The organism is Serratia sarumanii (assembly GCF_029962605.1).
Taxonomy (GTDB): Bacteria; Pseudomonadota; Gammaproteobacteria; order Enterobacterales; family Enterobacteriaceae; genus Serratia; species Serratia sarumanii.
Genome location: NZ_CP124750.1, coordinates 2,407,306 through 2,422,248, shown reverse-complemented (window position 1 = coordinate 2,422,248; position 14,943 = coordinate 2,407,306). Strand labels below are relative to the sequence as shown.

At 60.0% G+C, this 14,943-nt stretch carries 15 protein-coding genes; 9 read left to right on the top strand and 6 right to left on the bottom strand.

The features are described from left to right. Nucleotides 1–8: 8 nt before the first annotated feature. The gene (locus SSARUM_RS11585; RefSeq protein ID WP_089185391.1) at nt 9–926 is read left to right on the top strand and encodes an ABC transporter substrate-binding protein; all 918 of its coding nucleotides are present in this window, start codon (nt 9–11) and stop codon (nt 924–926) included. Nucleotides 927–979: 53 nt separating this feature from the next. Here the strand turns inward: SSARUM_RS11585 and SSARUM_RS11580 are convergent, their stop codons facing one another. Next, the gene (locus SSARUM_RS11580) at nt 980–2,743 is read right to left on the bottom strand and encodes a sigma-54-dependent Fis family transcriptional regulator (protein ID WP_060430061.1); all 1,764 of its coding nucleotides are present in this window, start codon (nt 2,741–2,743) and stop codon (nt 980–982) included. A 275-nt stretch (nt 2,744–3,018) separates the two neighbouring features. On the opposite strand from SSARUM_RS11580, the gene exaC reads away from it, so the two are divergent. Then, nucleotides 3,019–4,539, top strand: a complete 1,521-nt coding sequence (exaC, locus tag SSARUM_RS11575) for an acetaldehyde dehydrogenase ExaC (RefSeq protein ID WP_033648288.1) — start codon at nt 3,019–3,021, stop codon at nt 4,537–4,539. A gap of 60 nt (nt 4,540–4,599) precedes the next feature. Here exaC and adhP read toward each other — a convergent pair whose 3' ends face one another. The 3 genes from adhP to SSARUM_RS11560 form a co-directional block, all read right to left on the bottom strand. Next, nucleotides 4,600–5,616 carry an alcohol dehydrogenase AdhP gene (gene adhP / locus SSARUM_RS11570; RefSeq protein WP_033634519.1) on the bottom strand — a complete coding sequence of 339 codons (1,017 nt, stop codon included), beginning with the start codon at nt 5,614–5,616 and terminating at the stop codon, nt 4,600–4,602. 204 nt (nt 5,617–5,820) lie between these two features. Continuing rightward, nucleotides 5,821–7,110, bottom strand: coding sequence for a bifunctional sulfur transferase/dioxygenase Blh (gene blh, locus SSARUM_RS11565; protein WP_089185390.1), 1,290 nt, complete (start codon nt 7,108–7,110; stop codon nt 5,821–5,823). 17 nt (nt 7,111–7,127) lie between these two features. Then, nucleotides 7,128–7,913, bottom strand: a complete 786-nt coding sequence (locus tag SSARUM_RS11560; RefSeq protein WP_077791463.1) for a sulfite exporter TauE/SafE family protein — start codon at nt 7,911–7,913, stop codon at nt 7,128–7,130. 191 nt (nt 7,914–8,104) lie between these two features. Here SSARUM_RS11560 and SSARUM_RS11555 point away from each other — a divergent pair, with 191 nt between their 5' ends. Together SSARUM_RS11555 and SSARUM_RS11550 are read left to right on the top strand one after the other, a co-directional pair. After that, on the top strand, nt 8,105–9,343 hold the full coding sequence (locus tag SSARUM_RS11555; protein ID WP_060430055.1) for an NAD(P)/FAD-dependent oxidoreductase: 1,239 nt from the start codon (nt 8,105–8,107) through the stop codon (nt 9,341–9,343). 126 nt (nt 9,344–9,469) lie between these two features. Beyond that, a complete protein-coding gene (locus SSARUM_RS11550; RefSeq protein ID WP_004928553.1) occupies nt 9,470–9,763 on the top strand; it encodes an Rdx family protein in 294 nt (97 codons plus the stop codon). Nucleotides 9,764–9,785: 22 nt separating this feature from the next. On the opposite strand, the gene SSARUM_RS11545 is transcribed toward SSARUM_RS11550, so the two are convergent. Beyond that, nucleotides 9,786–10,448, bottom strand: a complete 663-nt coding sequence (locus tag SSARUM_RS11545; protein WP_060418608.1) for a CPBP family intramembrane glutamic endopeptidase — start codon at nt 10,446–10,448, stop codon at nt 9,786–9,788. A 215-nt stretch (nt 10,449–10,663) separates the two neighbouring features. Between SSARUM_RS11545 and SSARUM_RS11540 the strand changes: the two genes are divergently transcribed. The 5 genes from SSARUM_RS11540 (at nt 10,664) to SSARUM_RS11520 (ending at nt 13,442) form a co-directional block, all read left to right on the top strand. Next, nucleotides 10,664–11,158 carry a TIGR00645 family protein gene (locus tag SSARUM_RS11540; protein ID WP_033648490.1) on the top strand — a complete coding sequence of 165 codons (495 nt, stop codon included), beginning with the start codon at nt 10,664–10,666 and terminating at the stop codon, nt 11,156–11,158. A gap of 188 nt (nt 11,159–11,346) precedes the next feature. Beyond that, a complete protein-coding gene (fabZ, locus tag SSARUM_RS11535; protein ID WP_033648284.1) occupies nt 11,347–11,802 on the top strand; it encodes a 3-hydroxyacyl-ACP dehydratase FabZ in 456 nt (151 codons plus the stop codon). A 30-nt stretch (nt 11,803–11,832) separates the two neighbouring features. Further along, nucleotides 11,833–12,621, top strand: a complete 789-nt coding sequence (locus SSARUM_RS11530; RefSeq protein WP_043147451.1) for a spermidine synthase — start codon at nt 11,833–11,835, stop codon at nt 12,619–12,621. 80 nt (nt 12,622–12,701) lie between these two features. Continuing rightward, complete coding sequence (locus tag SSARUM_RS11525) at nt 12,702–12,896, top strand: ribbon-helix-helix protein, CopG family (RefSeq protein ID WP_004928567.1); 195 nt, start codon at nt 12,702–12,704, stop codon at nt 12,894–12,896. 144 nt (nt 12,897–13,040) lie between these two features. Further along, nucleotides 13,041–13,442 carry a VOC family protein gene (locus tag SSARUM_RS11520; protein ID WP_033634513.1) on the top strand — a complete coding sequence of 134 codons (402 nt, stop codon included), beginning with the start codon at nt 13,041–13,043 and terminating at the stop codon, nt 13,440–13,442. 39 nt (nt 13,443–13,481) lie between these two features. Here SSARUM_RS11520 and SSARUM_RS11515 read toward each other — a convergent pair whose 3' ends face one another. Further along, complete coding sequence (locus tag SSARUM_RS11515; RefSeq protein ID WP_060430052.1) at nt 13,482–14,864, bottom strand: MFS transporter; 1,383 nt, start codon at nt 14,862–14,864, stop codon at nt 13,482–13,484. Between the last annotated feature and the right edge of the window lie 79 nt (nt 14,865–14,943).

Here is a 14,943-nt window from a genome sequence, read left to right as displayed (position 1 = left end):
TTAACATAATGATATATAGCAAAAAGATGATTGTGATGGCGGCGCTGCTGAGCTTTTCCGCCGCGGCCGCGCCAGGGGTGGATCTCGTCGCCAACGAAACGCCGATCCACACGGTGAAGAGCGCCGAAGCCGTGGCCAAAATCCCCGCCGATTTCAAGTTCGTGGAACCCGGCACGCTGACGGTGGCCATTTCCCTGCTGGGCAGCGGCCCGCCGTTCGGCCTGTACGCCCGCGACAATAAAACGGTGATCGGCAGCGAGGCGGACATCGCGCGCCTGGTGGCCGACGGCTTGGGATTGAAACTCAAACTGGTGCCCACCTCGTGGGAAGACTGGCCGCTGGGGGTGGCCTCCGGCAAATATGACGCCGCGGTTTACAACATCACCGTAACCAACGAACGCAAGACCAAATTCGATTTCGCCACCTATCGCCAGGATACGCTGGGGTTCTACGTCAAATCCGACAGTAAAATCACCCAGATCAACACCGCGCCGGATATCGCCGGTAAAAAGATCATCGTCGATTCCGGCACCAATCAGGAAGCGGTGCTGCTGGCCTGGGACAAGGAGAACCGCGCCAAGGGGCTGGCGCCGCTGCAGCCGGTGTATGTCACCGACAAGGCCGCCTCCACGCTGGCCATTCAGTCCGGCCGCGCCGACGCCACCTTCGGCCCCAACGTCTCCGGCGCTTATCAGGCGCGGCTGACCGGCAAAACCCGGCTGGTAGGCATCGTGCCCGGCGGCTGGCCGAAGACCGCCAACATCGCCGTCACGCTGAAGAAAGGCAATGGCCTGGTGGATGCGGTGCAGGCATCGCTCAACAGCGCCATCGCCAACGGCAGCTATCTGCAGGTGCTGGATCGCTGGGCGGAGAGCGACGAGAAGATCACCCATTCGGAGATTAACCCGCCGGGGCTGGGGGATTGAGAGAGCAACAGGCTCCGCGCAGCGGGGCCTTATCGCCGCTCAATCGAGAAGTGTCATTCCGCCGCCGCTTTCTGCCTTCCCAGCTTGCGGTACAGCGTGCTGCGCGAAACGCCGAGCGCCTTGGCCGCCCGGCTGAGGTTGCCGCCCGCCCTGTCGATCGCCGCCTGCAGCGCCTCCAAGCCGGTATCGGCGCTCTCCTGGCGCGGCGCCAGCACCGCGATGGACTGCGGCAGATCGTCCAGAGTGAGCACCGCATGATCGTCCGCCAGCGCCAGCAGCACCTTGAGCGTACTCAACAGCTGCCGCACGTTGCCGGGCCACGGGTAGCGCGCCAGCATCGCCAGCGCTTCCGGCAGCAGGCGAATGTCGCGCCGCTCACCGCCCAACTCTCGCCACAGCTGCATAATAAAGGCCTCCAGCTGCGCCCGCTCTCGGAGCGGCGGAATGAGCAGGCTGTATTCCTGTATGCGGTACAGCAAATCCTCGCGAAACGCCCCCGCCTCAACCTGCCGATGCAGATCGTGGTGCGTGGCGCAGACCAGCGCAAAATCGACCGGATAAGCGCTGCGGCTGCCGAGCGGCGTGACCGTTTTTTCCTGTAACACCCGCAGCAGCCGCGTTTGCAGGCCCGCCGGCATGTCGCCGATTTCATCGAGGAACAGCACGCCGCCGTCCGCCTCGCGGATCTTGCCGATATAGCCTTTCGGGTTGGCGCCGGTAAACGCCCCCGGCGCATAGCCGAACAGCTCGGATTCGATCAGCGGCTCGGGCAGCGCCGCGCAGTTGATCGCCACGAAGTTGCCGTTGCGCCAGCGGCTCTCTTGAAACAGGCGTCGGCTGAAGTGCTCTTTACCGCAGCCGGTTTCGCCGGTCACGCACAGCGAAAGGCCGGCGTTGAGGATCCGCAGCGCTTTCTGATGCTGCTCGTCATGCCATTCCGCCGGCGGCGTGGAACGCAGGGCGCTGACGCGGCGCTGCGGCGCCTCGAGCAGAGAATAATAGTGCCGTTGATTGCCGGCCAGCGTCTGACGCGGCGCGCCGGAGGGCTGTCGCAACAGATCGGGGAACAGCTGGGCGAACTCGACGGAGCCGAATGCGGCCGGCGAGAGCTGAAACTCCATCATCGCCAGCCGATTGGCGGCGACCAGCACTTCGTCGTGAAACACCAGCAGCAGCTCCTGCGCGCTGCCCAGACGACCGGCATCGGCGTGCAGGCGCAGCGTCCAGTGACGATCGGCGATCGCGCTTCTGGCCCAGCGGTGTTCAATATGCCGCACCGCCTGCATGATCAGGCGCTGCGCATCGCGATACGGCCGCTGCGCGGGGGCGGAGAGATCCAGTATGCCGGCAATGCGGCCATCCGGCCGATAGATCGGCGCGGCGGTGCAGTTCAACCCGGCGTTTTGGTTGAGGAAATGCTGGTCGCCGCGCACTTCGCAGAACGCGCCCAGCGCCAGCGCGGTGCCGATGGCGTTGGTGCCCCGCTCCGCTTCTCCCCACTGGTTGCCCGGCGCCAGCGCAAAGCGCGACGCCTTGTGCAAAAAGTCGGTATTGCCGCGGGTTTCCAGCACCAGCCCGTCGGCGTCCGCGATCACCACAATGGCGGGCTGGCGCGTAATTTGCGCGCCCAGCTGCTCGATCAGCGGCTGTACCCGTTGCGGCACCCAGTCGTTGCGGCTGCGCAGCTCTTCGAGCAGTCCGGCTTTGATAAACGGGATATGGCGATCGGCGCGCGTCAGGCCGTAGCCCCGGCTGCGCTGCCAGGATTCCGCCAGCGGACTGGCGCCCTCGGTGGGCAAGCGGTCGTCAGGCAACATGCGTTTCTCCCCCGTTCGCGAGTGTTGCAAATATGTATCACAGATGTGTACCAAGCGTTGCGACACGGGACACAAAAAAACACCGACGGCGGCGGAATCGCCCGATTCGCTAAGCCACATCATTTTTTAACACGCTAATAAATAAGCCCTTTTAATCAGCATTCTCGCCTTTCGTTAATCTGGCACGCGCCGTGCTTCTCTGTGCTGCGGCGGCATGCCGCATTCACAGGCGCAGCCCAATAGCGCTGATTTTCATCTGCAGAGAGGTGCTTAACATGAAATATGTCCACCCCGGTTTGCCTGGCTCGCTGGTTTCGTTCCGCAAACGCTATGGCAACTACATTGGCGGCAAATTCGTCGAACCGGTATCCGGCAACTACTTCACCAACACCTCGCCGGTGACCGGCCAGCCGATCGCCGAATTCCCGCGTTCCGACGCCAAGGACATCGAGCTGGCGCTCGACGCGGCGCACGCGGCGGCGGACGCCTGGGGCAAAACCAGCGTGCAGGCGCGTTCCAACGTGCTGTTGGCGATCGCCGATCGCATCGAATCGCGGCTGGAGATGCTGGCGCTGACCGAAACCTGGGACAACGGCAAACCGATCCGCGAAACCCTGAATGCCGATCTGCCGCTGGCGGTCGACCATTTCCGTTACTTCGCCGGCTGCCTGCGCGCGCAGGAAGGCACCGCGGCGGAGATCGACCAGAACACCGTGGCCTACCATATCTATGAACCGCTGGGCGTGGTCGGCCAGATCATCCCGTGGAATTTCCCGCTGCTGATGGCCGCCTGGAAACTGGCGCCGGCGCTGGCGGGCGGTAACTGCGTGGTGCTGAAACCGGCGGAACAGACCCCGCTCGGCATCAGCGTGCTGATGGAAGAGATCGGCGATCTGCTGCCGCCGGGCGTGCTCAACGTGGTGCAAGGCTTCGGCGCCGAGGCCGGCGAAGCGCTGGCGCGCAGCAAACGCATCGAGAAGATCGCGTTCACCGGCTCCACGCCGATCGGCCGCCACATCCTCGCCTGCGCGGCGGAAAACATCATCCCCAGCACCGTCGAGCTGGGCGGTAAATCGCCCAACATCTATTTCGCCGACATCATGCAGGCGGAGCCGGAGTTCATAGACAAGGCGGTTGAGGGGCTGGTGCTCGGTTTCTTCAACCAGGGGGAGGTCTGCACCTGCCCTTCACGCGCGCTGATTGAAGAATCTATCTATCCGCAGTTTATGGAGAAAGTGCTGGCGCGCATCGCCACCATCCGCCAGGGCGATCCCTTCGACACCGACACCATGCTCGGCGCGCAGGCGTCGCAAGAACAGTACGATAAGATCCTGTCCTACATCGACATCGCCAAGAATGAGGGCGGCAACATCCTCGCCGGCGGCAAACGCACGCAGCATGGGGATGAATTGCAAAACGGTTTCTACCTGCAGCCGACGTTGATTACCGGCAACAACAGCATGCGCTTCTTCCGCGAGGAGATCTTCGGGCCGGTGATCGGCGTCACCACCTTTAAAGATGAAGCCGAAGCGCTGGCGCTGGCCAACGACACCGAGTTCGGGCTGGGCGCCGGGTTGTGGACCCGTGACATCAACCGCGCCTATCGCATGGGCCGCGCGATCAAGGCCGGGCGCGTGTGGACCAACTGTTACCACCTGTATCCGGCGCACGCCGCGTTCGGCGGCTACAAGAACTCCGGCATCGGGCGCGAGACCCACAAGGCGGCGCTGTCGCACTATCAACAGGTGAAAAACCTGCTGGTCAGCTACGACGCTAAACCGCTGGGCCTGTTCTGAGCCGGACGTAACAACCAGAAGGCCACCCGCAGGTGGCCTTCCTTTTTAGTTTAGCAACGCTTACTTCGCCATGCCGAGATCGATCACCATGCGACCGCGAATGGTGCCCGCCTTCATCTCGTCGAAGATGGCGTTGATGTCGCCCAATGGCCGTTTGGTCACTTTCGGCGTCACTTTGCCTTCGGCGGCGAACTGGAACGCCTCTTTCAGATCTTCGCGCGTGCCCACCAGCGAACCCACCACCTGAATGCCGTCCAGCACCAGGCGCGGAATGCTCAGATCCATGCTCTCCGGCGGCAGCCCCACCGCCACCACTTTACCGCCGGCGCGCACCGCATTGACCGCCGAGTTGAAGGCCGCTTTCGCCACCGCCGTCACCACCGCCGCGTGAGCGCCGCCGGTTTGCTGTTGAATGATCTCCTCGGCGTTTTGCGTTTTGGAATTGATGGCCAGATCGGCGCCGATCTGTTTGGCGAACTCCAGCTGGCCGTCGTTGACGTCGATGGCGATCACTTTGGCGTTAAACACGTTCTTGGCGTACTGCAGCGCCAGGTTGCCCAGCCCGCCCAGGCCATAGATGGCGATCCACTGCCCCGGCTTGATATCGGAAATTTTCACCGCCTTGTAGGTGGTGACGCCGGCGCAGGTGATGCTGCTGGCGGCGAAAGAATCGAGCCCGTCCGGCACTTTCACCGCGTAGTCCGCCACCACGATGCACTCTTCCGCCATGCCGCCGTCAACGCTGTAGCCGGCGTTTTTCACCGAACGGCACAGGGTTTCGTTGCCGCTGACGCAGTATTCGCAATGGCCGCAACCCTGGTAAAACCAGGCGACGCTGGCGCGGTCACCCACTTTTAGCGAGGTGACGCCCTCACCGACGGCGGAGACCACGCCGATGCCCTCATGCCCCAACGTAATGCCCGGCACCTCGCCGAAATCGCCGTTTTTCACGTGCAAATCGGTGTGGCACACCCCGCAACACTCCATTTTCAACGCCGCTTCGCCGTGCTTCAGCGGGCGCAGCACTTTATCCTGAATGTCTACGGTATGGTTTTTCGTCACTACGGCAGCTTTCATGGTGTTTTCCTTAGCAGAGTGGGAAGTACAGTTGTTAATGTAGTGACTGTATTCGGTGAGGGCAAGCGCCGCATGATTTGTGTAAAAACAAATAATTAAATATGAACCAGCATGATTATTTCATAAAAAACAATTAACAGACGGGCGCGATCTCATTCGCATTGACCGCAGCGGCGGCGAACGATCGCGCACCTCTGGCTTGATTCAGCGCTTAAATCGATTCACGGGAATTTTCAGGTAGCGTTGCCCATCGTCTTCGCAGTCAGGCAACACGCCGCCGCGAATATTGACCTGCAGCGCCATCAGCATGAGTTCCGGGTGCGGCAGCGTGGCGTCCCGCTGCTTTCTTTGCGCAATAAAGCGGGATTTATCCATGTTGACCACCCAGGGATTGTTCTCGCGCTGCTCTCTCACGGTGCTTTCCCAGCGGGCCTCACGCCCCGCCGGGCGGTAATCATGGCCGGTAAACAGGCGGGTATCCGCCGGCAGGCTCAGGATCCGCAGCAATGAGTCCCACAAGGCTTCCGCATTGCCGCCAGGAAAATCGGCCCTTGCGGTACCGCTGTCCGGCATGAAGAACGTATCGTGGATAAACGCCGCATCCGCAATGTAATAAGTGACGGACGCCAGCGTGTGCCCGGGAGACAGCAGGACTTCAGCGCGCAGGTTGCCGATAAAAAAGACGTCGCCGTCCGCGAACAGCGCATCCCAGACGGTATTGGCCGCAGGCAGGTCTTTTAAATTATAGATCTCTTCCCACAGCCCCTGAACGGCGGTAATTTTTTCACCGATGCCGGTGAAGGCGCCGGTTTTCTGCGCCAGCCAGGTGGCGGCCGAAAAATGATCGGCGTGCGGGTGCGTATCCAGCACCCAGGCCACTCCCCACCCCCGTTGATGGATAAAATTCAGGATATCGTTGGCCTGTTGATGTGAGACCGTGCCCGATCGGCGGTCAAAATCCAGCACCGGGTCGATAATCGCACAGCGGCGCGCCTCGGGATCGGCAACCACATACTGCAGGCTGCCGCTTTCCGGCTCATAAAACGCGTGAACTTCCGCCGTGGCCCGCACGGACCGATGCTTGCCGTACCAGCTGAGCGCCTTATCGGCGTCCGCGCCGTATTCGTCGCATTGGCGGCGAAACTGCGCTTCATCTATCTGACCTTCGCGCAACGCATACAGCAGGGAAAGGCAGGCAGAGCGAGCCCCGCTTCTGCAGTGCGCCAGGGTTTTCTTGCCTTGCCGCAACAGAAACTGGAAGGTGTAAACGGTCTCCCAGGTCAGCGTATCGAACGTATAAGGGAGATAGACGTAGCGCATCCCCCCTTGTTCAGCCAACGCTTTCTCTTGCTGATGGTCAAGATACTCCCCCGGCTCCTCGTCCGGCCGATTGTTGACGATAAGGCGGTAGCCCTGATGAGACAGCGCCTTGAAATCACTCGCTTCGGGCGCGCCCGAAAAGGAGAGCTGAGGGTGGTAAGTGCGGATGCGCATGTTTTTTTCCTTCCGTTTCATAGGCTTTTAAATAACATATACAGGGCCAGCGCCAGGAGCATGAGGGCATAGAGCACGTTGATAATGCCCTCGCGTTTTTTCAGGCGCTCGGCGAGTGCCACCCCCACCACGCCCCCCAGAACGCCGCCGACGATGAGCCAGCACGTAATGGCGAGCGACACCTTTCCGGACATGGCGTAGCTGGCGCTGGTCGACAGCCCCATGGCCGCCACGACCACCAGTGAGGTTGCCACCGCCTCAACCATCGAGAAGCGAAAAAACCAGACCAGCGCCGGCACAACCAAAAATCCGCCGCCAATGCCCAGAAAGCCCGCCAGCCCGCCCAGCGCGAGAACGCTGGGCCATACGATGGCGGGATGAACGGCAGAATGGGAGGACGGCAAGGGGTTGCCGGCAAGGGGATTTCTTTTCAGCGTCAATCCGGCGACCACCAGCATCAACAGGGAGAAAGGCAGGGTTATGTAGTGTCCGTCCGTGATTTTTCCCATCTGAGAGCCGGCCAGAGCCCCCATGACGGCGAGCAGCGAAACGACAAGCCCGGTCTGCCACCTGACGTTGCCTTTGGAGGCGTGCGCGGCCAGGTTGATCAGCGCGTTAATGGCCACAGACATGGCGCTGGTCCCTATAATCAAATGCGTATCCGGCACTTTCACCATATACAGCAATAATGGCACGCAGACGATTGAGCCGCCGCCGCCGGTCAGGGCCAGGAGAAATCCCACAATTCCCCCGGTGACCACTAACAGCATCACGATATAAAAACTGAAATGGAAAAAATCCACTGCGTTAATCCCTTAATGATGCTCATTCCATTTATTAACGATCAGTTCACCGGCAATGTCAAATAAATTATTTCGATTTGTTATTACATATAGCTAAATGGAATATGTGATTTTTTATATAACCACAAGTTCTATGAATTCGCTTTTAATCTGGGCGACAACCCCCTACTTTCTTATGAAAGGAGGCCTGCATGAAACCAGAAAAAATAAACCCCCAGAAAAGCGTCGTTATTATTGGCGGCGGCTCATCCGGAATAGGTATCGCGGCAAGCATAAGGAAGCGAGTTAAAGACATCGATATAACGATAGTGGAGCCTAACGATTGTCATTATTATCAACCGGCATGGACTCTGGTGGGTGGCGGGCTCTTTGATATCACGAAAACACGGCGCTCCATGCATGCCGTTCTGCCCTCAGGCACCGCATGGATACAGGATAGCGTGGTCAGGGTTGAGCCCAGTCAAAAATACATCAAGACCCGCCAGGGGCGGAAAATAAACTATGACTTTCTTATTGTTGCATGCGGACTGATTTTACGCTGGGATAAAATAGAGGGCCTTGAAGAAACCCTGGGATTAAACGGCGTCACCTCTAATTATCGATTTGATCTTGCCGAATACACCTGGCAACTGGTTCAGGAAATGAAAGGCGGCCAGGCGATATTTTCTCAACCGGCACTACCCATAAAATGCGCCGGCGCACCGCAAAAAGCCCTGTATCTTTCATGCGACCACTGGCGCCGCCAAGGCATCCTGAATAATATTAGCGTCAATTTCTGCCTTGCGGGCACGGCGATTTTCGGCATTCCGCAATTTGTCCCCCCGCTGAGCGAGTATTTACAAAAATACCGTGCAAAGGTCAATTTCAATCATCATTTAATTCGTGTTGATGGCCCGAATCGGCAAGCAACATTTGCCGTAGAGACAAATGAAGAGGGAAAACGCGAGTTAACCCTGCCCTTCGATATGCTCCACGTGGTGCCGCCTCAATCGGCCCCGGCGTTTATTTCGCAAAGCGGGCTCGCTGAGGGATCCGGCTGGTGCGATGTGGATAAATTGACGCTGCAGCATAAGCATTGGTCGGATATTTTTGCGGTAGGCGACTGTTGCTCGACGCCAAATGCCAAAACCCTGGCGGCAGCCCGAAAGCAGGTGGTAGTGGCGGCGGAAAACGTCGCGGCGCTGATTCAAGGCGCGCCTCTCACTGCCCATTATGATGGTTATGGTTCCTGTCCATTGACGGTTGAGAAAGGCAAAGTTGTGCTGGCGGAGTTTGGCTATGACGGTAAATTGCTGCCCACGTTTCCGCTGCTCGACGCCACCCAGCCCAGCCGTCTGGCCTGGTGGCTGAAAGCCTGGTTTTTACCCCGGTTTTATTGGGCGGGCATGCTGCGTGGGGTTGAATGGTTTGCCGGCAGCAAGCGGCCGTGACGCGCGCTCGACCCCCCTCTCGTTCCTGCCGCTGCAGACGCTTGACTATTTGGCGAGACGAGGCCACCATCGTTTGCAGGTTCCTCAGGCTGATTGCAAGCCGTTACCACTACCGGTCGATCATCGATGAAAAATGCCCCCGCCGTTACGATCCACTACTGTTCACAATGCAACTGGCTGCTGCGCGCCGGCTGGATGGCGCAAGAGCTGCTGAACACCTTCGGCGACGATCTCGCCTCCGTCACCCTGATGCCGGGCACCGGCGGGGTCTATCAAATCAGCGTCGATGGCGTAATGATTTGGGATCGCAAGATTGACGGCGGTTTCCCCGATGCGGCGCAGTTAAAGCAACGGCTGCGCGATCACAGCTTCCCCGATCGCTCTCTCGGCCACAGCGACGGTAAAAAAGCCCGGCACTGAAAATCGGGCGGTAAGCACGGCTTCAGCTTAACGCATAGCTGGCCGCCATCACGACGCCGTTCATGGTCATATGCAGCCCGATGGGCAAATAGATCCCTTTGGATTTGACTCGTGCGGCCGTCAACACCAGCGAGATGAGCACCAGAGCTGCTAATGTGCGCCAATCGGTGTACTGGGTATGCAAAACGGCAAAGATGACAGACACCGTTAACGCGGCCCAAAGCACCTTGTCGTTAAACCAATACATCAGCGCGTTAAACAGACAGCCGCGAAATACGATCTCTTCATAGACGGGGACGACGAAAACCAACAAAGCGGCATTGAGCGCCAAAATCTCGCCGGGCAATGCCACCTGCTCCGTCACCCAGGTTTCCGTTTTCTCCACGCCCATCAAACGCGGGAAAATAAACTGAATCACCAACAGCGCGAACAGCAGCAGTGCAAAATCGCTGCGTTTAACCTCGCCTTTGCCCAATCCTTCTCTGCGGCGGAAAAAGAGCAGGTATAACGAAAAGATAGCGACGAATTCCATTCCATACAGCAGCGGCAGCAATAGCCCTTGTCGCATCAAGGCGGCTCTGTTCTCAAGGAACAGCGGAATAAACGTAATCAGGAACATCAGCAAAAACATGGAAAAGCAGCCGTTGACGGCTCGCGTTCTCGCGATAAACGCATTGTCGACCATATAACCATCCTTAGTTTTGAGCAGCGATTGACGGAACAGTAGCAAGGCAAGATATCGCGGCAGTTTATCCCCATGCGATATCATTGTCATGAACCCGTTCGAAGCGAACGTCCATTCGCAAATTTCTCCAAGCCATTGGCACGCGGTTGATTTCGCCCGGGTCTCCTGAGTTATACTGAGCGCTCTTTTAGCCACGTAATTAATAAATTTTTATGATTGAACGCTTGCTCGAAAACACGATGTACGCCTCCCGTTGGCTGCTCGCACCGGTTTATGTCGGCCTTTCACTGGCTCTGGTCGCCCTGTCGATCAAATTTTTTCAGGAGATCCTGCACGTCCTGCCCAACATTTTTTCTATCGCCGAAGCCGATCTGATCCTGACCCTGCTGTCGCTGGTCGACATGGCGCTGGTGGGCGGGCTGTTGGTGATGGTGATGTTCTCCGGGTATGAAAACTTCGTCTCGCAATTGGATATCACCGAAGGGAAAGAAAAGCTGAGCTGGCTGGGCAAAATGGATGCCACCTCGCTGAAAAACAAAGTTGCTGCGTCTATCGTCGCCATCTCCTCCATTCACCTGCTGCGGGTGTTTATGGACGCCAAGAACGTGCCGGACAACAAGCTGATGTGGTATGTGATCATCCACCTTACCTTTGTGCTGTCCGCCTTCGTGATGGGCTACCTGGATAAAGTGACCCGCTCCAAGCACTAAACGCGCTGCCACACCCGATCGCCAGGATCGGGTGCCTCCCTCTCGCTCCTCTCTTCGCCTGTTTCTGCGCCGTCGTTTTTTTCATCTGGCACATCTGATGATAATTTTATTATAATGTTATTACACTCATCATGGACTGAACGCCGGCCCTCGCACCGGTTTCGCCGCAGACAGGATCACGCTCTCTCATGCCATTGACTGGTCACCCCCTGCAATTCAACGATATTCAGGCGATTTTGCCTCATCGTTATCCCTGCCTGCTGGTCGATCGCGTACTGCCCGCCGGCACCTGCATTGCCGAAGGGCGGCTGAGCGCCATCAAGAACATCACCGCCAATGAGCCGACGTTCTGGAACGGCCACGCGCACTTCGCCGGATTTCCCGGCGTGCTGTTGGTGGAAGCGCTGGCGCAAAGCACCGGTCTGCTGGCCCACTACTATCTCGGGGCGCTGAATGAGGGGGAGCATTACTATTTCGCCGCCATTCAGCGCGCGCGGTTTTATCGCGCTGCCCGCCCCGGAGACCAGGTGCTGATGGAGGTCGCTTTTGTTCGTCGGCGCGGGGCGATCGCTCGCTTTACCGGCCGCGCCAGCATCGATGGCCGGCGCATTTGCACCGCCGATTTCATGTGCGCCCGTAAATAGGCCGCTTGCCAAAGGAGCCCTGCGAATACCATGTCTCTGGTTGACAGCTTACTCAGAACCCTCGATTTCTCTCCGCGCGGCCAGGTGATCGCTCGCGAAGCCGACGCCTGGGGCGAAATCATCGTTTCCGATCACAAGGACTACCGCACGCTGCGGTTTGACGGCATCTGCGAACAGAGCAAGATGAGCCTCAGCAACCCCGCGCAGCCGATCCACAACTACATCAAAGCGATGCTGATGGCGGTAGCCTGGCAACCGCCGAGCTCGGCGTTGATTTTGGGGTTGGGCGGCGGCAGTCTGCTGCGCGCGCTGCACGCGCTCGATCCGGCCATGCGCCTCGACGTCGTCGAGCTGCGCGCTGCGGTGATCGCCGTCGCGCGCCGCTATTTTACGCTGCCGGCCACCGACACCATCAGCCTGCGCACCGCCGACGCCATGGACTTCGTGCGCCCGCCCGTCGAGACGCGCTACGATCTGATCTTCTCCGATCTCTATTCGGCGTTCGCCATGGATCCGCAGCAAGGCACCCAGACCTTCCTGGAAAACTGCGCCGCGCGGCTGAACGACGGGGGCTGGCTGGTGCTCAATTACCACGATCTGCCTGACGAAAACAGCCTGCTGTACCACAGCCTGCAGCGAATATTCGGCACCGTAATGTTTTGCGTCGCCCCCAGCGGCAACGTGATCATTTACGCCACGCCGGCCCAGGTGACGCTGCCGCTGAGCGCGCTGCGCAGCCTGGCCGCCAGCAGCGGCGAGCTGTTCAACTGCGAACTCGGCTACCTGTCACGCAAAATAGAGCGGTTGCATTTCCGCTAAAGACGGGCGGCGACGCGGTCTGGCTGGCCGCTTCACCCACATGGTATTATCATTCAGTTATCATTCTCTGGAGGATCCTGATGGAAAAGAAAACGGCGCGGCTAACGGTGCTGATTGACCCGGACAAGAAGAAAGCCCTGGAGGAACTGTGCCTGCAACAGGACGTCACCCCTTCCCAGGTGGTGCGCCAGCTGATCCGCGATTATCTGCACAAGCATCAGGTGGACTATCCCAGCCAACCGACTCACGCCAATCCTCGCGTCGAAAGCAATTGAGCGGTGGCCTGCCCCGCACACCGTGAAGCGCGCTTTGCCCCTGCGCGCGTCTCTAATCCGAATCCTCCGTTGCGGTCTGTCCATTCGGCAATATCGCTGCTACTGTTTTATGCGTTCATACTCTCTCTTCGGAAAGGAAGCGCCATGTTCAGCCATATTACCGTCGGCGTCAGCGATCTGGACGCCGCCGCCGCCTTCTACGACGCCATCCTGTTGCCGCTGGGATTACAGCGGCGGGAAGTGACGCCGGACGGCGGCCCCGCCGCCCGCTGCTGGGTGATGCCGGGCCAAACGCTGCCGCGTTTCTATGCTTACCAACCCTTCGACGGGCAACCCGCCAGCGCCGGCAACGGCAGCATGCTGGCGTTTCTCGCCGCCGATGAGCTGGAGGTCAAACGCGCTTACGCCGCCGGCCTGCTGGCGGGCGGCAGCGGTGAAGGCGAGCCCGGCGAACGCGCGCATTACGGCAAGGGCTATTTCGGCGCTTACCTGCGCGACCCCGACGGCAACAAGGTCCATGTGGTGTACCGGGGCGATCTCGCCTGATGAAATGTTCGGTTCATATCGCCACCGGCGTAGACGGATTCATCGCCGACGCGGGCGGCGGCCGCCGAAGGCGATGAGCAGCGCCGCTAACGCCAACAGCGCCGCCACGCCGTAGGTCACCTGCATGCCGTAAGCCGCGGCGGCGCCCGCGCCCGCCACCCGCTGCGAAGCCAGATAAAACAGCGCCCCCATCGCCGAAGCGCCAGTGATCGCCCCAAGATTGCGCGCCAGGTTCACCATGCTGGCGATCAGCCCGCGCCGTTCGGGAAACAGATCCTTCATCAGCATGGTGTTGTTTGCCACCTGAAACAGCGCATAGCCGGCGGTCAGCAGCGCGATGGGGCCAACATAGCCGAGCACGCCCCAGCGGTTAAGCAGCGACAGCAACGCAGCCCCGGCGGCCACCGCCGCCAGCCCAAACTGGCCAATGCGCTGCGATCCAAAACGATCCACCAGATAACCGGCCGGAATGCCGGTCAGGATCGCCACCGCCGGCCCCGCCGACATCACCAGCCCGACCTGCGCTGCGCTTAGCCCCAGCGCGCGCGACAGGTAGAACGGCCCGACCACCAGCGTGGCGGTCATGACCGTCATCACCAGCGCGCTGGCCGCCAGCCCCGCCGTCAGGGCCGGATGGCGGAACATCGCCGGCGCCAACAGCGGCGATGCGGCGCGGCGTTCCACGCCGATGAACAGCGCCCCCGCCAACAGCGCCCCCAGCATCAACGCCAGGTTGAGCGCACCGAAGTTGCCGCGCCCAAGGGTCATCGCCAGCGAATAGCAGAGCAATGCGCCGCCCAGCAGCAGCGTACCGGCGCGATCGAACGTTTCCTGGCGCGCTGCCGCGCACGGCCCATTCGGCAGGTATCGCCAGGCAAGCCACAGCGCCAACAGGCCCAGCGGCAGATTGATAAGAAACATCGCCCGCCAGCCGAAACCGGCGATCAACGCGCCGCCCAACGACGGCCCCAGCGCAGTGCCCACTGCCGACATCGTGCCGAGCAGACCCATCGCGCGGCCGATTTTATCCGTGCCCAGCGCCTCGCCCACCAGCGCCATGGCGATCGACATCATGACCGCGTCCCCCAGCCCCTGCGCCATGCGCGCCGCCAGCAGCAGCCAAAGCTGCGGAGCCAGCGCACAAGCGAGCGAAGCGGCGGTAAACAGCGCGATGCCCGCCAGCAGCAGGCGGCGGCGATTAAGGCTGTCGCCGAGGCGGCCGATGCCGATGATGCAGGTGGTGACGGCCAGTAAATAACAGAGCAATACCCACTGCACCGCCTGGAACGAAGCATGGAACGCGGCGGCGAGCGCCGGTAGCCCAACGTTGGCGATGCTGATGCCGAGCGATGACAGCAGCATGCTCAGAGACAGTGCGGCCAATATGCCGCGGACGCCCTGCGGCGAAGGATGGGATAACATGGTAAACACTCCTGACATAGACTGAGGATTAGCCTATGCCAGGGGTTGGGATGGCGGAAGACGCACGGTATGCACTGTA